The following is a 19202-nucleotide window of genomic DNA, read 5'->3' as shown; positions in this document are numbered from 1 at the left end:
CCTTATGCCGCTGACTGTTTTTCGTAGAGGAAATGCAGCACGCGCTGACGCAACTGGTGATACTGCGGGTCATCCGCCAGCGCCACCCGGGAACGGGGACGGGGCAGTGTTACATTCATGATCTCGCCAATTTTTGCCGCCGGGCCGTTAGTCATCATCATCACGCGGTCGGAGAGCAGCACCGCTTCGTCGACGTCATGGGTGATCAGCACGATGGTGGTATTCAGTTTTTGCTGAATACTCATAACGGCGTCCTGCAGACGGGCGCGGGTCAGCGCATCCAGAGCCCCAAAAGGCTCATCCATCAGCAGCACTTTGGGTTTCATGGCCAGCGCGCGGGCAATACCGACGCGCTGTTTCATGCCGCCGGAGAGCTCGCCCGGCCGTTTATCACGGGCATGCCCCATCTGCACCTGTTCAAGATTTTCCAGGATCCATTCGTGTCGTTCTGCCTTGCTCATACTGCCTTTAAAGACCTGGTTTACCGCCAGCGCCACGTTGTCGTAGGTGGTCAGCCATGGCAGCAGCGAGTGGTTCTGAAACACCACCGCTCTCTCTGGTCCCGGCCCGGCGATCTCCCGGTTATCACACAGCAGACCGCCTTCGCTGGGCAGCGTCAGTCCGGCGATCAGATTCAGCAGCGTCGATTTCCCGCAGCCGGAATGCCCGATCAGGCTCAGGGTTTCGCCTTTGCGGATGCTGAAGCTGACGTTATCCAGCGCGAGGAAATCGCCCTGGGCGGTGTTAAAGCGCTGGCTGACTTGCTGTACATCAATAATGTTCGGCATTATTTGTTCTCCTGCTGGCTGTCATGCCAGGAAAAGCGGCGTGCGAGCAGCATCAGCACCTGTTCCAGCAGCAGACCGACCACACCGATAATCGCAATGGCGATAAGAATGTTTTCCACGTTGAGGTTGTTCCACTCGTTCCAGATCCAGAATCCGATGCCCAGGCCTCCGGTGAGCATCTCGGCGGCGACGATGACCAGCCAGGCAATGCCAATGGAGAGGCGTACGCCGGTCAGTACCGCGGGCAGCACCGCCGGGAACAGGATTTTGCGCATAATGGTGAATTCGGAGAGGTTGAGCACCCGCGCAACGTTGAGGTAGTCCCGGGGAATTCTCTGCACGCCTTCTGCCGTATTGATCACCATTGGCCAGATGGAACAGATGAAAATAGTCCAGCTGGAAGCCGGTTCTGCGCGCTGGAACAGCAGCAAACCAATGGGCAGCCAGGCCAGCGGGCTGACGGGGCGCAGCAGGGCAATAATCGGGCTGAACATGCGCCCTAAAAACAGAAATCTTCCCAGCAGAAAGCCCGCCGGGATCCCGACCAGTGCCGCCAGGCCAAACCCGATAGCGACACGCTGCAGCGAAGCCAGGACGTTCCAGCCAATACCCTGGTCGTTGGGCCCGGCGTTGTAGAAGGGATCGGCGAACAGCGTGACTGCCGCCTGCCAGGTGGAGAGCGGTCCGGGAAAACCGGTGCTGTAGAGTGCGGCAATCTGCCACACGCCCAGCAGCAGGATCATCCCACATACGCCAGGAATGATGCGCTGGAACAGCGGGCGCAGCGTATAGCGTCGCCGCGTTTTAGGTGCAGGGTGGTTATTCAGCGGGATGATTTGTGCATGCTGCGTGGTGGTTTCGTTCACCAGCGGTATGACGGTTGCCTGATTTTTCATGACTGACCTCCTGCTTTGAGGGCGAAACTGGCGGCATACTCTGCCGGATTGCTGCCATCCCAGACTTTGCCGTCGATCAGGGTGCTGCTGCGCATCCCGCTCTGCGGGAGTGAGATGCTGCCTGCCGCGCTGGCTGCCTGTGTGTAGATATCAATGCGGTTAACCTGCTTTGCCACGGCCAGATAATCCGGCTCCTGTTTCAGCAGACCCCAGCGTTTTTGCTGCGTGAGGAACCACATTCCGTCAGACAGCCAGGGGTAGTTGACCTGCCCGTCGTTGAAGAAACGCATCGGGTGTGCATCCTGCCAGCGTTTTCCCAGACCGTTGTCGTAGTGGCCCAGCATGCGGCCCTCAATGGTTTCAGGTTTGGTGTTGAGGTAGGCGCGGCTGGCGATCACCTGCGCGGTTTCACGGCGGTTGTCGTCAGAGGCATCGATCCAGCGTGCGGCCTCCAGCACGGCGGCGGTGAGTGCCCGCGCGCTGTTAGGGTTCTCGTTCACCCATGCTGCACGGGTGCCCAGGATTTTTTCCGGATGATCGGGCCAGATATTCTGGGTGGTTTCGGCGGTAAAACCGATGTTGTCGCTGATGGCACGCTGGTTCCATGGCTCGCCTACGCAGTAGCCGCTCATATTGCCGATTTTCATGTTCATCACCATCTGTGGCGGCGGTACCACGACGGTACGGACATCGGCAAAAGGGTCGATACCGGCATTGGCCAGCCAGTAATAAAGCCACATGGCATGGGTGCTGGTGGGAAAGGTGTGAGCAAAGGTGTAGCTGCCTGCGGGTTGAGCTGCAATGGTCTTTTTCAGCCCCTCCGCCGTAGTGACGCCTGCTTCTTTCAACTGATTTGATAGCGTGATTGCCTGGCCGTTTTGATTCAGTGTCATCAGGTTCGCCATATCATGTTGTGGCCCGGCGACACCCAGCTGCAAGCCATAGATCATGCCGTACAGCACATGTGCAGCATCCAGCTCTCCCGAGGTGAGTTTGTCGCGCACGGCAGCCCAGCTCGCTTCTTTGGTCGGAGTCAGGGTGATGCCATATTTTTTGTCGAAGCCTTTTACCGCCGCCATAACGACGGGGGCACAGTCCGTTAAGGGAATGAAGCCTACCCGAATATTGGTTTTCTCCGGGGCATCGGAGCCGGCAGCCCAGACGCTGTTCATCAGCCCGGGAACAAGGTAGCTGCCGCCCAGAAGGGCGCTACCCGTGAGAAATTGACGTCTGGATAGCGGAAAAATCGGTTTGCTCATCGTCTGGCTTCCTGAAAAAAAGCATAAAAAAAGGCGTCCTACCGACATGCCTGAGCATGCGGTTGGACGCCTTTATCCAAAGCACTCTTACACCGCCATTGGTGCAAAAATGCGTCATTATGTTTTTTTAGTCATGCAAGCGATGTGCCAGGTCAGGAGAGGAAGGAATAACCGCATGGTGTCAGGCGTTTGCCGTGCGGATTATCCTGTTGAGAAGTTCACAGCGAACGACCCGTGCCCCATTGCGAAGCACAGAGTGCCCACTGTTTGTGCAAGTATTACTCTGCGCGTGACGTAAAAGCGGCGGCCACGGAGAGCAGTGCGATGGCAACATCGGCAATACGTCTGTTCTGGTCCATCGCCATCTTACGCAGGGTCTGCCAGGCCTGCTCTTCGTTATAGTTGTGGTGACGCATCAGCAACACCTTGGCCTGGTCAATCTGTTTACGTTCATTCAGCGTGGCACGCATCGCAGCCAGCTCGTTGTCCTGGGCCTGTAACCTCTCGGACTGGGCCTGAACCAGCTCCAGTACTGAACGTCCCAACTGCGGTGTCAGTCCCCCGCTATCCAGTTGCTGTACCTCTTGCTGAAACCCGTCGCGCCCTGCCACATAAACGCTGTACGCTGAGCGATTTTCAAGCCCGCTGACCGCCTGATGGATATCCTCTTCCTGCTCCTCGCGCCGGGTTTCAGCACGGCGTATGCTGTCGTGACAGCAGCGGGTCAGGTGGTGCGCAAGGCCATCTTCGATCACCTTCAGGCCGTCGATACGACGGGTCATCAGCTGATACCAGCGCAGGGCCATCTCTGTCCCTCCGGCTTCCGGCGTTGTGCGTGTGCAGGCAATGCGCCGCAGCCGTTCGACATCACTGTCGCAGGTGGCAATGCTGCGCCAGCGTTGCAGGTTTTCCTCATCGGCAAACTGGCTGAAGCTGGAAAAACAGCGCTCCTGTGCACCGATCAGCGCCACCATCCTCTCGCTCTGCTCCTGGCTGAATTCACCCGCGGCGTAACCGGCAGATCCGGTGGCTCTTTCTTGCCCTGCCAGCTCTTTCCCCTGAATAAAGCTGAACATAGCAATCAGGGCGCGGGATACTTCAGGGTCAGAAGCGGTATCGATCATTTCAAAAGCGAGGTTCAGCAACTGCCGGATAATGTGATTGAACTGTGCCATGGCCTGGGCGTGGCTAAGCGTGAACTGGCGGATGGCATCCCGCAGCGCGGGCAGCTCGCTCAGCGCGTAGATCGCAGAGGCAATCCTGCTGAATACCCGGCTGCTGCCCTGTGATGCGTTCTCCGGAGAGGGAATGGCGGGCAGTTTTGCCATCATACTGGCGATGATCTGGCTGACCTGGCGTGCACGCTGGGGGAGTTCGTCGCCAAACATCCGTCCCTGAGAACAGAGCCAGATATTGCTGGCACCGCGTTCGCGCTGCAGTTCATGGATAAGCTGGCTGATGATGGCTGTCAGATGGCCGGTATGGAGCAAATTACGCAGATTAGCAATTTCACACTGTCGCGATGCTGTCAGGTACATAAGCGGTGAAGGTGTGGTGGCACGCATTAGACGCTCTCCAGCGATGAAATTGGATAAGCGTATTAAGCATAATGTGTGCCACTTATAAAATGTGTTGCACCATCAGCGCGCGATCAGGCGACTATTTCTTCCCCTGCCAGTTGCCCCAGGGGCCGTCTGCCGGGGCTTCTTCCACCTCATCCAGTGAAGCAATGTACAACTCTTCGACTTCTTTACGCGCCCATGGAGTGCGGCGCAGGAATTTCAGGCTGGATTTAATGCTCGGATCGCTTTTGAAACAGTTGATATTGACGCGCTTCGCCAGCGCCTCCCAGCCATAACGCGCTTGCAGCGCAGTTAACAGGGCTTCCAGCGTCAGGCCATGCAAAGGATCTTTTGGGGTATGAGAGGTCATTGTGGTGTCCGGCGAGTCTGAAGAAATTGCGCACACGATACTGAGCGCCAACGCCAGATGCAATAATTAACCGGGTACCTGCCGTCCCTGGCAGGGGTGATCAGTTAAACCAGGCGGGAACCGGGTCGTGCAATCTGGCCCAGCTCTGCGGGCCAGCCGCCATCTCACTCTCCGTCAGCAGTGCGTTATCCAGCTGCTGACGCAGCCTGGCTTCATCCATCTCTATGCCGATAAATACCAGTTCCTGTCGGGCATCCCCGATGCCTTCCTGCCAGTGGTGCATAATGTCCAGCAGGGACTCCTCATCCTGTGGCCAGCGTTCGCGTGGCACGCTGACCCACCAGCTACCCGCCATCCCCTGACGTGCCACGCCCCCAGCCTGCGACCAGTTGCCGGCATAACCAGGCCGTGATGCCAGCCAGAAATAGCCTTTCGAACGCACGACGCCTGGCAGTGTTGCGGAAAATAATGCCCAGAAACGCTCGGGGTGAAACGGGCGACGGGCGCGCCAGACAAAGTTGCTGATACCGTACTCTTCGGTTTCCGGGACATGGGTGCCGCGTAACTCCTGCATCCAGCCCGGAGCCTGTGCCGCCTCGTCAAAGTCAAACAGACCGGTACTCAGTACCCGGTCCAGCGGAACTTCACCAAAACGGGCACATTCAATGCGTGCGCGGGGGTTGAGGCTGCGCAGGATGGCAAATAACCGTGTGCGCTGATCGGGGTTGATGAGATCGATTTTGTTCAGTATCAGTACGTCGCAGAATTCAATCTGCTCAATCAGCAGATCGACGACCGAGCGTTCATCGCCCTCACCCAGCGACTCACCGCGTGAACGGATGCTGTCACGGGATTCATAGTCGTGCAGGAAATTGTAGCCATCGACAACGGTCACCATGGTATCCAGGCGTGCCACGGCGGACAGGCTCTCCCCGGTTTCATCTTCGAACGTAAAGGTTTCCGCGACTGGCAGGGGTTCTGAAATGCCGGTCGATTCGATCACCAGTTGATCGAAGCGCCCTTCGCGTGCCAGGCGGTTTACTTCAAGCAGCAGATCTTCGCGCAATGTGCAGCAGATGCAACCGTTGCTCATCTCCACCAGCTTCTCGTCGGTGCGCGACAGCTCTGCACCCCCGTCGCGCACCAGTGACGCATCAATATTCACTTCCGACATATCGTTGACGATCACCGCCACGCGGCGCCCTTCACGGTTGTTCAGGATATGGTTAAGCAGTGTCGTTTTCCCGGCCCCGAGAAAACCCGACAAAACGGTTACGGGCAGGCGGGTATCGTTACCGGGTAAAGCGTATTTTTCTTGCATCATGACATCCTCTCAGGCGTTGACAGCGTGTTTGCACCGGGCAGTACCGGGCCACCCGCATAAACATTATTGTTATGTTATAACATAACAATTAAAGCTGTCATCCCTTACCTTCCACAGGGTGTCTTTTATTTTTCTATCGGTTTGCCGCCATAATCGCCAGCTGAGTGATGCCCCGGAGTTGCAGGTCCTTCGCCGCTTTTGCCGCGCGGATCCCGCTGGCGCACACCAGAACGATGCGGCAATCCGCAGGGGGCTGCCAGTGATTGAGTTCCTCAGGCAGCACCCGGTGAACGTGACTCGCCACGCTGTCGGGGGCTTCCTCGCGGCTACGCAGTTCAACAATACAGTCTTCACTGTTCAGCAGGTGGCGATCGATAAACGGCACGACAGGTTGGTCAGGCTCACCGGCACCGTCAAAACGGAACGGGCGGAAATGCCAGGTGGTGAAATCGCAATTGATCAGACAGCCCAGCGGTGAAGGCGTCAGCCCGAGCAGAATACTGAGGGTCATCTGCGCCTGCATGGCACCCAGCGTGGCCACCGCCGGGCCCATGACACCTGCCGTGTTACAGTTCGCCGCGTTGCCCGGCAGTTGCGGGAACAGGGCACGATAACTCGGGGCAGTGCCACAGAAGCCCCCAACATAGCCCTGACGACCGAGTACCGAGGCGCTGACCAGCGGAATATGACGCGGTTGACAGGTATCGGAAAGCAGATAGGTGACGGCAAAATTATCGGCGGCATCGATCGCCAGATCGATACCGTCCAGCGCGTCGGCCATCATGCTGGCACTCAGTGCCTGCGGCCGTGCATCGACTACGCAGTCCGGGTTACGTGCATTGAGTGCACGCTGCGCGCAGTCGACTTTACGCTTCCCGCAGTCCTGCATACTGTACAGCGTCTGGCGGTGCAGGTTGTGCTCCTCTACCCGGTCCCCGTCATACACCCTGATGTAGCCCACCCCGGCCCCGGCCAGCAGTGGCAGCAGTGTGGCACCCAGCCCGCCAGCACCGATCACCAGCACGCGGGCTTGCAGCAGGGCCTGTTGCCCTGCCTCGCCGATCTCAGGCAGCATGGTTTGTCGTTGATATCGGTCCATCCGTTATGGCTCCCGTGAGAGAAATTGCGCCATACCAAAAATCGGCGTGGAGGCGCTGGCCATATCACGGCGCTCTACCAGGCCGGCATGACAGGCATCGTGACCGGCGTGGATAGCGGCAGAAAACGCCCCGGCCATGCGTACCGGATCCTGTGCTTTGGCCACGGCCGTATTCAGCAGGATACCGTCAAAGCCCATTTCCATTGCCTGTGCAGCCTGGCTGGGTGCGCCGATCCCGGCATCGATAATCAGTGGAATGCCTTTAAACCAGGCACGCATTGAACGCAGCCCCTCAATGTTGCGTAACCCCTGGCCGGAGCCAATCGGCGCGCCCCACGGCATCAGCAACTCACAGCCCGCTTCAATCAGCTTTTCGCCGAGGATCAGATCTTCCGTGGTATAGGGAAACACCTGGAATCCCTCAGCGCACAGGATGCGGGCGGCTTCCACCAGGGCAAAGGGGTCGGGTTGCAGCGTATCAGCGTGACCAATCACCTCCAGTTTTATCCAGCGGGTGTTAAAGACTTCGCGCGCCATATGCGCCGTGGTCACCGCCTCTTTTACACTATGACATCCTGCGGTATTGGGCAGCACCCGCTTGTTCAGCCCGGTCAGCAGGTCGCGAAATGCCGCACCCTGCCGCCCTTCGCGGCGCAGACTGACGGTAATGATTTCGCTACCGGAGGCCTCAATCGCCTGTTGCAGGATCGCCGGAGAGGGATACCCGGCAGTGCCGAGCAAAAAACGTGACTGCGGAATAAAATCGTAAAACATGTTTTACCCTCCCTGCATCGGTGATAACACTTCAAGCTCACAGCCTGCGGTCAGTGGCTGTGTTTCATAGCGCGAGCGTGGGACGAACTCGCCGTTAAGGGCGCTGGCCACGCAGCCCGCATCCATCTGCTGTTCACGCAAAAGTTCCGCCAGCGTGCGGGCGGTGGTGTCGATCGGGAGGCCGTTAAGCTGGATTTTCATATCAGGTTTTCCTGCTGCAGTTGCAGCATCAGTTTTTCCGCCATGACTGGCGCGAGAAGAAAGCCGTGGCGATACATGCCGTTCAGGGACCAGACGCCGTTCTGGTAGCGAATGGCGGGGATATTATTGTGATAAGCGGGGCGCAACCCGGTGCCGCTTTCCAGTATCCGCGCTTCAGCCAGCGCAGGGTGGATAGCCCAGGCGGCGCTGAGCAGTTCCATCATGGCGCGTGCGCTGATCGGGCTGTTATCGTCGCTTTCCACCATCGTTGCACCCAGCATAAAGCGCCCTCCGGCACGCGGCACCAGATAGCAGGGAAAACGGGGATGCAGCAGGCGGATGGGGCGTGAGAACTGCACCTCTTCACTGTGCAGGATCAGCATCTCCCCGCGTACGGCGCGTAGCTCAGGCAGATCAGGGGCTGCATGAATCCCCCGGCAGTCAATGACTGTCCCGCCGGGATTGCCCGTATGAAAAGGAATACCCCTGCGTTGCAGGGTCGCCCGTAGTTGGTGCAGCGCACTGCGTGGATCAAGGTGTGCTTCCCCGGCAAAGAACAGCCCACGGGCAAAACGCCCTTCCAGCGCGGGTTCCAGCGATGCCGGCTCTACCCACTGATGCGCCCGCGTCATGCGGGCAAAACGGCTGAGTTCGGGGGTATCACGTGCGGGTGCCACCACCAGAGTGCCTTGATGTTCCACTCCCTGAATGCGGGCCGACCACCAGGGCGCGGAACGCTGACCCAGTGCGATCACCTCTTCGGGGGCACTTTCACCTTCGCACCAGGGGGCGAGCATACCGCCCGCCCAGTGCGATGCGGCACAGTGCTGCTCTGCGGTGATCACTTCAACGGATTCACCCCGTTCAGCAAGTAACGTGGCAACACAAAGCCCGGCGACGCCATCACCGATCACCGACCAGCGGCTCATGATGTGCGGTTTCCGGTACAAATAAAGGGGGGAATAAATGGTTTCACGTTAGCCTCTCAATCGATGCGGAGACCCGTGATACAGAGTAAGGAAAAGACGGGGACGATCAGAAGCCAGCCCACGTGGCAGGTACCCTGGCTGATACGCCATCGGGTACGCGTCTTCCTACGCCAGTATCAACTGGGTCAGGTTCTAAGGGTCGCTAAGCCGCAAAAAATCGCTCATTAGCCTCTCAGTCTCTCTGGCGAGACTCCCCTGACAGGGACTAGTTGTATTTTACCGGGTGACAATCGTCAAGTGACATGAGGTTTTCGTACGGAAAAAATGGGACAGAATGAGACGATGAAGTTTTTTTTAATTGAATGCTCAATCAATAAAACCTATCATTCCTGTTCTTGTTTACACAAAATTTACTTTCAGGGGGCGACGTAGATCAAAAACACTAACGATTAATCAATATATTACACCTGATAATCACCCTGATGGTTCTCCCAGTGTAATTAGCGGATATACGGCGGATGTTACCCAGTATGCGCTAATGCGCGCTTCGCAGAGCGGACTTCAGGTTATTTTCTTGAGCATTTTTTGCGGAGACATTATGCCGACGACTGAAATACCAGGAAAACCTCAAAAAGATCGTATTAATCCCGTGGTTTTCTATACCTCAGCAGCGCTTATCCTGCTGTTCTCCTTTACCACTATCCTGTTCACTGATTTTTCCGACCGCTGGATTAATCGCACCCTCGACTGGGTATCTAATACCTTCGGCTGGTACTACCTGCTGGCAGCCACGCTGTACATCGTATTCGTCATTTTCATGGCCTGCTCACGCTTTGGCTCCATCAAGCTCGGTCCCGAACAGTCGAAACCTGAATTCAGCCTGATGAGCTGGGCGGCCATGCTGTTCGCTGCGGGTATCGGTATCGACCTGATGTTCTTCTCGGTGGCGGAACCGGTCACCCAGTATATGATGCCACCGGAAGGCCAGGGCCAGACGATGGAAGCGGCGCGTCAGGCGATGGTCTGGACGTTGTTCCACTACGGTCTGACTGGCTGGTCCATGTATGCCCTGATGGGCATCGCCCTCGGCTACTTCAGCTACCGTTATGGCCTGCCGCTCACTATCCGTTCGGCGCTCTACCCTATTTTTGGTAAGCGCATTAACGGGCCCATTGGTCATACCGTGGATATCGCTGCCGTGCTGGGGACCATCTTTGGTATTGCCACCACGCTCGGTATTGGCGTGGTACAGCTTAACTACGGGCTCAAGGTGTTGTTTGACGTACCGGAAGGGCTGACAGCACAGGCCGGGTTGATTGTCCTGTCGGTGATCATGGCCACCATCTCTGTGACCTCTGGGGTGAACAAAGGCATTCGCTTCCTGTCGGAACTCAACGTGTTACTGGCCTTTGGGCTGATTCTGTTCGTGTTGTTCGTTGGCGATACCAGCTTCCTGCTGAACGCGCTGGTGCTCAACGTCGGGGATTATATCAACCGCTTTATGGGCATGACGCTGAACAGTTTCGCCTTTGACCGTCCGACCGAGTGGATGAACAACTGGACGCTGTTCTTCTGGGCCTGGTGGGTTGCCTGGTCGCCGTTTGTCGGTCTGTTCCTCGCACGTATCTCCCGTGGACGTACCATTCGTCAGTTTGTGGTGGGGACGCTGACCATTCCGTTTATCTTCACCCTGTTGTGGTTGTCGATCTTCGGTAACAGCGCGCTGTATGAGATCATTCACGGCAATATGGCTTTCGCTGAGGAGACCATGGCGCATCCGGAGCGGGGTTTCTACAGTCTGCTGGCGCAGTATCCTGGTTTTACCTTCAGTGCCTCGGTGGCCACCATTACCGGACTGCTGTTCTATGTTACCTCCGCTGACTCCGGCTCCCTGGTGCTGGGTAACTTTACCTCGCGTCTGGCCGACATCAATAATGATGCGCCCAACTGGCTGCGTATCTTCTGGTCGGTTGCCATTGGTGTGCTGACGCTGGGGATGCTGATGGTGAACGGCGTCACAGCATTACAGAAAACCACGGTGATCATGGGGCTGCCGTTCAGCTTTGTGATCTTCTTTGTGATGGCCGGTCTGTATAAATCATTGCGCGTGGAAGATCATCGCCGTGCCAGTGCAACAGTGAACACGCCACCGGTACCGGTATCGCGCGACGATCGCCTTAACTGGAAACAGCGTATCTCGCGTGTGATGAACTATCCGGGCACGACTCATACGCGTAAAATGCTGGATGAGGTCTGCCGCCCTGCCATGGAAGAGGTGGGACGTGAGCTGGAGCGCCGAGGGGCGAAAGTGCAGGTGAATGAGCTGCCCGCCGTGGATGACGAGCGTCTGAACCATCTGGAACTGCTGGTGGATATGGCTGATGAGCAGAGCTTCCTCTACCAGATTTGGCCGCAGCGTTATTCGGTTCCGGCGTTTACTTATCGTGCACGCAGTGGGAAATCGGACTACTTCCGTCTGGAGACCTTCCTGCTGGAGGGGACACAGGGCAACGATTTGATGGACTACACCCGTGAGCAGATCATCAATGACATTCTCGACCAGTATGAACGGCACCTGACCTTCCTGCATATTCACCGGGAAGCGCCGGGTAACGCCATGCCTTTCCCCGAAGCGTAACGGGTATAAAAACCAGACTCCGGTCTGGTTTTTTTTGCATCAAACGGGGATAATCATCTTTTAATGGTCTATATTCAGACCGGTTGCGCAACACGTTCAACGGGAGAATCCAGTGAGAGTAGAAACGATCAGCCACATTAAAAAAAATGCCGCCACGCTCGACGTCTCCGAGCCTATCATCGTGACGCAGAATGGTATCCCGGCCTACGTTATCGAATCCTATGCTGACAGGCAGGCTCGCGACAGTGCCGTTGCGTTGCTGAAACTGATGACGTTATCGGAAAAAGATGCGGCTGAGGGTAAGGTTTACTCACGCGATCAACTGTTAGCCAGTCTGGATAACTAACCGGAATGGCAGATGTCACGATTGAATACACCGGGACGGCAAGAAGCACATTATTGCAGTTGAGAAATCATCTTATCGCCTGCGGCGTTGCGCCTTTGCCCGTCATTGAGTGCATTATTGATGAGTTCGAAAGCAAAGTATCCGCTTTTCCTGTGGGCTGCCAGCTGTGCCCTGAATTACTTAAAATTGGTTCTGACCGCTATCGAGAATGCAATACGCAGAAGGGTTACCGGGTACTCTACTCCGTCGACGGGTTTCGGATTCGGGCACACGCGGTACTGTCTCAACGACAGGATATTGTGCAGCTTTTGTATCAGCGACTGATTGAGTTTTGATACCCGGTTCCTCCGGGTATCCCCTTTCAGGCAAAACGTTTCGCCCCCGCCACACAGAGAATAATCGCGCCCGCACAGGCCACCATTCCGAGGGCTATCGGTTCATGAAGGAACAGGGCGCTGAGCAGCAGCCCGAAAAAAGGTTGCAGAAGCTGGAGCTGCCCTACCCCGGCAATGCCCCCCAGTGCCAGCCCGCGATACCAGAATATAAACCCAATCAGCATGCTGAACAGAGAGACGTAACCGAGGCTGAACCACGCGGGAACGCTGATGCCATGCCAGCTATGCGGCAAATTGATCAGCCCTGTCACCACCATCACCGGCAGCGCCAGCAGCAGTGCCCAGCTGATCACCTGCCAGCCACCGAGCCGCCGCGATAACCCGGCCCCTTCTGCGTAGCCCAGACCGCACAGCAGAATAGCGGCCACCATCAGCAGATCCCCGGTTAACGATCCCGCCTGGTCGCTTGCGATGGCAAATCCCGCAACGATGCCTGCACCCAGCAGGGAGAACAGCCAGAATGCCGGGCGGGGGCGTTCACCGCCTCTGAGTACGCCAAAAATGGCGGTGGAAAGCGGTAACAGACCGATAAACACCAGCGAATGCGCCGCAGTCATCTCTCGCAGGGCAAGCGCGGTCAGCAGCGGAAAACCCACGACGACGCCAGTGGCGACAATTAACAGCGACAGGGCATCACTGCGCGCAGGACGTTTCTGACGTAATAGCAGTAATAATCCCCCGGCCAGTAACGCGGCAATGACCGCGCGGGCAGAGGTCAGAAACAGGGGCGAGAATCCCCCGATCGCTACCCTTGTCGCAGGCAGTGACCCGCTGAAAATGATCACGCCGGAAAGCCCACTCCACCACCCTGCTGTTGCTCGCGCCATATGTCCTCTGCTATGAATATAAACGGTAAACTCCCGCAGATAGTAGAGCGCATCGCGTGCAGTTCGAAGATACACGGCCATACAATTTTGTTGTTCTGTATGGCTTACACCACCCATACAGTTGATGGCTGAAAACGCATGACCCGCACAGAAACACTGATTGATGATATTCGCCGCAGGATAGCGACAGGCGCACTGGTACCGGGCGATCGGCTGGCGTCGGTGCGGCGCTATGCCGCCATGATGACGGTTTCCCCTTCTACGGTGGTGGAGGCTTATGATCGGCTGGCAGCCGAAGGGCTGATCCGTGCGCGTCGCGGGGCGGGTTTCTACGTTTCTGGAACCCCGCTGGTCACCCGAAGTCTGGCGGATAACAGCAACTCGCGGCGACGCGAAGTTGACCCGTTCTGGGTCTCGCGCCAGTCGCTGGATGCCAGTGCCGGGGAGCTGACGCCCGGCTGCGGCTGGCTGCCTGCCGACTGGATGCCCCATGAGGCGCTGCGCAAAGGTTTACGCCAGCTGACGCGTTCTTCCGATACGCTACTGACGGATTATGGCAGTTCGCGAGGGTCAGCGACTCTGCGGCATCTGCTGCTGGCTCGTTTCGCCCGCGAAGGGCTTTCGGCCTCGATGGAACAACTGATGCTGACCGGGTCGGGCAGCCAGGCGCTGGATTTACTCTGCCGCTTTCTGCTGCGTCCAGGTGACAGCGTGGTGGTGGACGACCCCTGCTACTTCAATTTCCAGGCACTGCTGCGTGCTCATCAGGTGAATATAGTCGGTGTGCCCTATACCCCAACCGGGCCGGATATTGCGGTGTTTGAGCAGGTTGTCGCGACGGTGCGTCCGCGCCTGTATATCACCAACTCCGCGCTGCATAATCCCACCGGCGCCTGTCTTTCCGCGCAAACGGCCTATCGGGTGCTGAGTGCCGCCGCGGCAAACGACACCCTGATCATTGAGGATGATATCTTTGCCGACTTCGAACCTGACCCTTCCCCACGGCTGGCGATCCCCGACGGGCTTGATCGCGTCATCCGTACGGGCAGCTTCTCGAAAACGCTTTCGGCTTCCGTGCGCTGTGGCTATATCGCCTGTCGCGCAGAGTGGATTGAAGGACTGATTGACCTGCAAATTGCCACCAACTTCGGTGGCCCCAGCCCATTATCCAGCGAGCTGATCGCCAGCGTACTGGCCGGGGGAAGCTATCGCAAACATCTGGCTGACGTCATCACGCGATTGGATCGCGCCAGAAAAGAGGCCACCGAACGCCTGAGCGCGCTGGGGATTACTCCGTGGATGGTGCCACGCGGCGGTTTCTACCTCTGGTGTCGCCTGCCGGAGGGCGTTGACTCTGCACTGATCGCCCAGCGTTGCCGGGAAGAGGGTGTCGTACTTGCCCCGGGGAATGTGTTCAGCGTTTCCCAGTCAGCGACAGCATATTTGCGTTTCAACGTGGCGCATCTGAATGCCCGTGTTTACCGCGTATTGCAACAGGCGATAGCGGAACAGCAGTCTTAAGGTGAAGTAGATCAGGTCATTTTTTGTCCATTATGAGGATAGTGTGATCTGACAGGCACAAACAGATCGTTATTTTATTTAGGCTGCCCGTCATGCGGTACGGGTTATGCATGGATTTCAACCCGTTACCTGAGGTGTAGATTTTTTACTGGTATTCAACAGGGATGAAATTATGGCGCAGGACGTTTTTATAAAGATCGAGGGTATTACAGGGGAATCTCTGGACGCTACGCACAAAGGAGATATTGAGGTTCTTAGCTGGGACTGGTCTGTGGGCCAAACAGCGAATATGCACTCTGGCAGTGGTGGCGGTGCGGGGAAATGCATTGTCGGGGATCTTCGTTTTGAACATTATTTCGATAAAGCCAGCCCAAACCTTCTGCAGTATTGCCTGACCGGAAAACATATCCCGGAGGCGGTACTGATCATGCGCAAAGCAGGCGGTTCTCCACTGGAATATCTGCGTATCACGCTTCAGGAAATTATTATTACCGGGGTTGAGTCTGTCGGTTATAACACCATGCCTGCCGCCAGAGAGGAGGTCGCACTCTCTTTCTCACGCGTAAAGGTTGATTATGTTCTACAGAATGCGGAAGGGACATCTGCGGGTACGATTTCTACAGGGTTCGACATTAAAGCGAATGCCATCATTTAAGTAAGCTGAACACAAGGAAGGGTAAATATGTTATTTGTGGATAAAAATGGTTTAGTAGATGCAACACGTATTAGTGTAAAACGATTCCGTACGATAGAACGTGGGGATATGGATCAAGTGAATGGGATTGTGGTGCATCAGACCGGTGGTTCAACTGCTGAGAGTGCTTTCAATAGCTACCAAAGTGCAGGTGCAAACGGCGCTCATTTCTTGATAGATAAAGAAGGTAAGATCTATCAAACCGCGTCATTGTTTAAAGTGACAAATCATGTTGGAAATATAAGATCCAGGTGTTACATGGAGAAAAAATGCACTCCATCTGAGATTTCCACAATAAGACCATTTTTAAATAAATATAAAAAACTTTCTCATTTAGAACAGAAGAAATCATATCCTGAAAGGTATCCAGCGAATTTCGACTCATTAGGCATTGAAGTTGTGGGTAAACCTGTTTCCGGTGAGGGAGAAAATGCCATTTATGAAACAGTCAATGATGCACAAAACAGTGCATTAAAATGGCTTGTTTATGAATTGTCGGATACGTTGAAAATATCAATGTCTGAGGTGTTTAGACATCCGGAAGTGTCATACAAAGTTAAGACTGAGGCAGGCACTGCAAAATGGTAAGGTACGGCTATTTTATATTATTATTGGTATTCGCCATCCCTGTAGCTTTTGCAACACATGTACCGTCCAGGAAAATTGTTGAGATAAAAATCAATGAAGTGGGTAAAAGCGAAGATGCATCGGAAAATGTTAAAAGTGGCTGTCGGACATTCGTCATTACAGAGGTGGATGTAAGATCCTTTTTTTCAAAATCTTATCCAGTTCCATTAAAATTCAATGTTCACGATCGCTATTCTCCCTGCTTTTCCAGAGGTGAAGTTAAGTTTAGCGATAACACACGAGGCGAGTGGAAAATATCCTCCAGTGGCGGGGGAACCTTGCTCTGGGATACTGGAGATGTGGCAACATTATTTTATGATGACTATCAATGGACAGATCCGTTTGAAGACACGTACAGCAGCGAGAACTGAAAAATGGTCAATATAAAGTTAATGGCATTTTTTATCATTTATTTATTTTCAGGTTTTTCATATTCAAAGGAGGTCAAAAATATTGAGAACCTCAAATATGACATCGTCGATGAAGGGCGCAGTAAGGTTGAGCAGGAAGGGTGTGCATTGTTCAGTCCAACTAAAGAACAACTTATTGACTACTTTAATAAGGCTACCAGAATGGACGAGGGTGGTTCAATAGGGCATCAGTATTATTCACCGTGCATAACAGTAGGAAAAGTTACCTTCGAAGACGGAAATTCAGTGAGCTTTACACTACAGTCAAGTGGATTCACTTCGGGTAACTTCGGGAACAAAGAGGCCATCTATTTTTTTCACAAAGACAACAAATGGTATGACCATTTCGAGTGTACTTATGCCATGGGCGATGAATCCGAACCGGGATGCGATTAAACAGCCTGATAAAACGGATAAAGCCTTACCGCCTGGAGTACGTCTTCACTGGCGTACTCCGTTTCTGCCTTCACATTAAAAATCCTCTCGTTCCTGGCATGTCGGTTGGTCTCGCTCAGACATCCAATCCGCGCTGGCTGTCGTTTCATCCTCACCCGTTTTACCCATCTCCCCCCGCAGTTTTTCCAGTAGCCACAGCAATGCCGGGTCGTGACTGCGGCGGGTGTTCCACATCAGGGAGAGCGTAAAGTCCGGGGCGCTGACCGGAACGGCGCTACGGCATAAACCATAATGGTCAACCCAGCCGCTGGCCAGCCCGGTGGGAACGGTGGTCAGCGCGGGGATCTGCTTCAGCATTAACGGCAGTGACGAGAAATGCGGCGTCACATAGCGTACCCGGCGAGTGAGATTCTGGCGGCCCAGCTGTTCGTCTATCTGGCTGTGGCTGGCTCCCCGATAAGAAACCAGAAGGTGATCGTGAGAGAGATATTCTTCAATGGTTAGCGGCGAAGTAAGTGCTAACTGGTGGGGGTGCCAGAGCGTACAAAACCCCATGCGAACGACAGGCTCACGGATGACATCCGCAGGCGCCCCCTGCCCGACAGAGATCGCCACATCAACCTTATCGCGCTGCACCAGCTCTTCGTCGAGAAACGGATCGCTGGCCGTCGTCTGCAGTTGGATTCCGGGTGCCTCGCTGGCGAGTGTCGCCAGCAGCCCCGGCATCAGCCAGCGTTCCACCCAGTCACTCATCCCCAGGCGGAAAGTGTGCTCGTCCGTTGTCGGGTTAAATGTGGGCGGCTGAAACAGCACCTGCTGCATCTGTTCCATCATCGGCAGCAGTGAGGCGACCAGCGCCTCCGCACGCGGCGTCGGCGCCATGCCTTTTGCCGTGCGCACAAACAGCGGATCGTTAAACATGGTGCGCAGCCGCGCCAGCGCGCCGCTGACGGCAGGTTGCCCCAGATGCAGCCGCTCAGCCGTACGGGATACGCTCCCCTCCCGGTGCAGCACCAGCAGCACCGTCAACAGGTTCAGGTCAATGCGACTAAAATCATTTTCTCTGATGTTGCTCATTATTTTAATCGATTTGAATGATGATGAGGCGGTCAGGATACTGTCATCCACGCCAAAACAACACGACTAAGTGAGACTATCATGACGCTTCTGAAAATGCTGATCGCCAGCCTGGCCCTTTCCGGCACTGCCCTGGCGGCGACAGCGCCAGCTCCGCTGGAAACTCAGGCTCCGGGCTATTACCGTATGACGCTGGGCAAGCTGCGCATCACCGCCGTGTCTGACGGCACGGTCACGATTCCGCTGGACAAATTACTGACTCATATCTCCCCGCAGCAGTTGCGTGAACGGTTGGCCGCCGATGCCATGACTCCGCAGGTGGAGACCTCGATCAATGCCTTTGTGATTGATAATGGCCAGCAGCGGGTACTGGTGGATGCGGGAGCCGGGGATCTGTTCGGCGACAACGGCGGGCATCTGCTGGAAAATTTGGCGGCAGCAGGCTACCCGGCAGAGACCATCAATGCGGTGCTGTTAACGCATATCCATGCCGATCACTCTGGGGGTGTTTCACGCAGCGGCAGGCCGGCGTTCCCCAATGCGCAGATGTATGTGGAAAAGAAAGATGCGGATTTCTGGCTCAATTCTGCTAACACCAGCAAGGTGGAAACCAGCCAGGCGCATACCTTTGCCGAGTCTGAACGTACGCTGCGCCCGGTAATTGATGCCGGTCGCCTGACGACCTTCTCTGCGCCGGCTACGGTATTCGCTGGCATCCGGGCGGTTCCGGCAGCAGGACACACACCGGGCAGTGTGCTCTATCGCGTGGAAAGTGAAGGGCAGACGCTGGTACTGTGGGGCGATATCATTCATGCGAAAACGGTGCAGATGCCGGATCCCCATGTGGCGATTCACTTTGATGTGAATCAGCAGCAGGCCGTGCGGACGCGTGAAGCGGTACTGGCGCAGATGGCGCAGGAAGGTGACTGGGTAGCGGCCGCACATATTGCTTTCCCGGGATTCGGTCATGTCAAACGTGACGGCAGCGGCTACCGTTGGGTGGCGGCAAATTATACCACTCAGTTAAGCCATTAATTATTCCGGGGCACGTCAGTGCCCCGAACCCGGT

The 19202-nt window shown here is 55.8% G+C and carries 21 protein-coding genes and 1 riboswitch; of the genes, 9 read left to right on the top strand and 12 right to left on the bottom strand.

Features of this window, described 5'->3' with window-relative positions:
* Positions 1-2: 2 nt before the first annotated feature.
* The 10 genes from HHI26_RS22770 to HHI26_RS22725 all read right to left on the bottom strand — a co-directional run bounded on the left by HHI26_RS22770 (position 3) and on the right by HHI26_RS22725 (position 9202).
* Positions 3-788, bottom strand: coding sequence for an ABC transporter ATP-binding protein (locus HHI26_RS22770; RefSeq protein ID WP_133846761.1), 786 nt, complete (start codon positions 786-788; stop codon positions 3-5).
* Positions 788-1684 (bottom strand): nitrate ABC transporter permease, encoded by an 897-nt coding sequence (gene ntrB / locus HHI26_RS22765; RefSeq protein WP_171149752.1) that lies wholly within the window; start codon positions 1682-1684, stop codon positions 788-790. The genes HHI26_RS22770 and ntrB overlap by 1 nt, the downstream gene beginning before the upstream one ends.
* Positions 1681-2943, bottom strand: coding sequence for a CmpA/NrtA family ABC transporter substrate-binding protein (locus HHI26_RS22760; RefSeq protein ID WP_133846763.1), 1263 nt, complete (start codon positions 2941-2943; stop codon positions 1681-1683). The genes ntrB and HHI26_RS22760 overlap by 4 nt, the downstream gene beginning before the upstream one ends.
* Before the next feature lie 278 nt (positions 2944-3221).
* Positions 3222-4508 carry a nitrate regulatory protein gene (locus HHI26_RS22755; protein WP_159338408.1) on the bottom strand — a complete coding sequence of 429 codons (1287 nt, stop codon included), beginning with the start codon at positions 4506-4508 and terminating at the stop codon, positions 3222-3224.
* Positions 4509-4602: 94 nt separating this feature from the next.
* Positions 4603-4875 (bottom strand): VF530 family protein, encoded by a 273-nt coding sequence (locus HHI26_RS22750; protein WP_159338407.1) that lies wholly within the window; start codon positions 4873-4875, stop codon positions 4603-4605.
* A 100-nt stretch (positions 4876-4975) separates the two neighbouring features.
* Complete coding sequence (gene zigA, locus HHI26_RS22745; protein WP_133846806.1) at positions 4976-6196, bottom strand: zinc metallochaperone GTPase ZigA; 1221 nt, start codon at positions 6194-6196, stop codon at positions 4976-4978.
* 136 nt (positions 6197-6332) lie between these two features.
* Positions 6333-7298 (bottom strand): HesA/MoeB/ThiF family protein, encoded by a 966-nt coding sequence (locus HHI26_RS22740; RefSeq protein ID WP_133846766.1) that lies wholly within the window; start codon positions 7296-7298, stop codon positions 6333-6335.
* Between the two features lie 3 nt (positions 7299-7301).
* Positions 7302-8072 (bottom strand): thiazole synthase, encoded by a 771-nt coding sequence (locus HHI26_RS22735; protein ID WP_133846767.1) that lies wholly within the window; start codon positions 8070-8072, stop codon positions 7302-7304.
* 3 nt (positions 8073-8075) lie between these two features.
* Complete coding sequence (thiS, locus tag HHI26_RS22730; protein ID WP_133846768.1) at positions 8076-8273, bottom strand: sulfur carrier protein ThiS; 198 nt, start codon at positions 8271-8273, stop codon at positions 8076-8078.
* A complete protein-coding gene (locus HHI26_RS22725; RefSeq protein WP_133846769.1) occupies positions 8270-9202 on the bottom strand; it encodes an FAD-dependent oxidoreductase in 933 nt (310 codons plus the stop codon). The genes thiS and HHI26_RS22725 overlap by 4 nt, the downstream gene beginning before the upstream one ends.
* 145 nt (positions 9203-9347) lie before the next feature.
* Positions 9348-9469, bottom strand: a riboswitch (TPP riboswitch).
* A gap of 331 nt (positions 9470-9800) precedes the next feature.
* On the opposite strand from HHI26_RS22725, the gene HHI26_RS22720 reads away from it, so the two are divergent.
* From HHI26_RS22720 to HHI26_RS22710, 3 genes are all read left to right on the top strand, one after another.
* Positions 9801-11840 carry a choline transporter gene (locus HHI26_RS22720; RefSeq protein WP_133846770.1) on the top strand — a complete coding sequence of 680 codons (2040 nt, stop codon included), beginning with the start codon at positions 9801-9803 and terminating at the stop codon, positions 11838-11840.
* A 112-nt stretch (positions 11841-11952) separates the two neighbouring features.
* A complete protein-coding gene (locus HHI26_RS22715) occupies positions 11953-12186 on the top strand; it encodes a type II toxin-antitoxin system Phd/YefM family antitoxin (RefSeq protein ID WP_133846771.1) in 234 nt (77 codons plus the stop codon).
* Positions 12187-12191: 5 nt separating this feature from the next.
* The gene (locus HHI26_RS22710) at positions 12192-12521 is read left to right on the top strand and encodes a type II toxin-antitoxin system RelE/ParE family toxin (protein ID WP_171149751.1); all 330 of its coding nucleotides are present in this window, start codon (positions 12192-12194) and stop codon (positions 12519-12521) included.
* 26 nt (positions 12522-12547) lie between these two features.
* Here HHI26_RS22710 and HHI26_RS22705 read toward each other — a convergent pair whose 3' ends face one another.
* Entirely contained in the window at positions 12548-13408 is an 861-nt protein-coding gene (locus HHI26_RS22705; protein WP_159338428.1) for a DMT family transporter, read from the bottom strand.
* A 138-nt stretch (positions 13409-13546) separates the two neighbouring features.
* Here HHI26_RS22705 and HHI26_RS22700 point away from each other — a divergent pair, with 138 nt between their 5' ends.
* From HHI26_RS22700 to HHI26_RS22680, 5 genes are all read left to right on the top strand, one after another.
* The gene (locus HHI26_RS22700) at positions 13547-14929 is read left to right on the top strand and encodes a PLP-dependent aminotransferase family protein (protein ID WP_171149750.1); all 1383 of its coding nucleotides are present in this window, start codon (positions 13547-13549) and stop codon (positions 14927-14929) included.
* Positions 14930-15101: 172 nt separating this feature from the next.
* Positions 15102-15584, top strand: coding sequence for a type VI secretion system tube protein Hcp (locus tag HHI26_RS22695; protein ID WP_171149749.1), 483 nt, complete (start codon positions 15102-15104; stop codon positions 15582-15584).
* A gap of 27 nt (positions 15585-15611) precedes the next feature.
* A complete protein-coding gene (locus HHI26_RS22690; RefSeq protein WP_167863518.1) occupies positions 15612-16211 on the top strand; it encodes a peptidoglycan recognition family protein in 600 nt (199 codons plus the stop codon).
* Positions 16205-16621, top strand: a complete 417-nt coding sequence (locus HHI26_RS22685; RefSeq protein WP_133846775.1) for a hypothetical protein — start codon at positions 16205-16207, stop codon at positions 16619-16621. Before HHI26_RS22690 ends, HHI26_RS22685 begins: the two co-directional genes overlap by 7 nt.
* 3 nt (positions 16622-16624) lie before the next feature.
* Positions 16625-17056, top strand: a complete 432-nt coding sequence (locus HHI26_RS22680; protein ID WP_171149748.1) for a hypothetical protein — start codon at positions 16625-16627, stop codon at positions 17054-17056.
* A gap of 75 nt (positions 17057-17131) precedes the next feature.
* Here HHI26_RS22680 and HHI26_RS22675 read toward each other — a convergent pair whose 3' ends face one another.
* Positions 17132-18133 carry a LysR substrate-binding domain-containing protein gene (locus HHI26_RS22675; protein WP_167863519.1) on the bottom strand — a complete coding sequence of 334 codons (1002 nt, stop codon included), beginning with the start codon at positions 18131-18133 and terminating at the stop codon, positions 17132-17134.
* A gap of 81 nt (positions 18134-18214) precedes the next feature.
* On the opposite strand from HHI26_RS22675, the gene HHI26_RS22670 reads away from it, so the two are divergent.
* Positions 18215-19168, top strand: a complete 954-nt coding sequence (locus tag HHI26_RS22670) for an MBL fold metallo-hydrolase (protein WP_171149747.1) — start codon at positions 18215-18217, stop codon at positions 19166-19168.
* Positions 19169-19202 lie beyond the last annotated feature (34 nt).

Origin of the sequence: Erwinia sp. JH02 (assembly GCF_013074405.1) — a bacterium.
GTDB lineage: Bacteria > Pseudomonadota > Gammaproteobacteria > Enterobacterales > Enterobacteriaceae > Erwinia > Erwinia rhapontici.
This window is presented reverse-complemented; position numbering and strand designations above follow the sequence as displayed.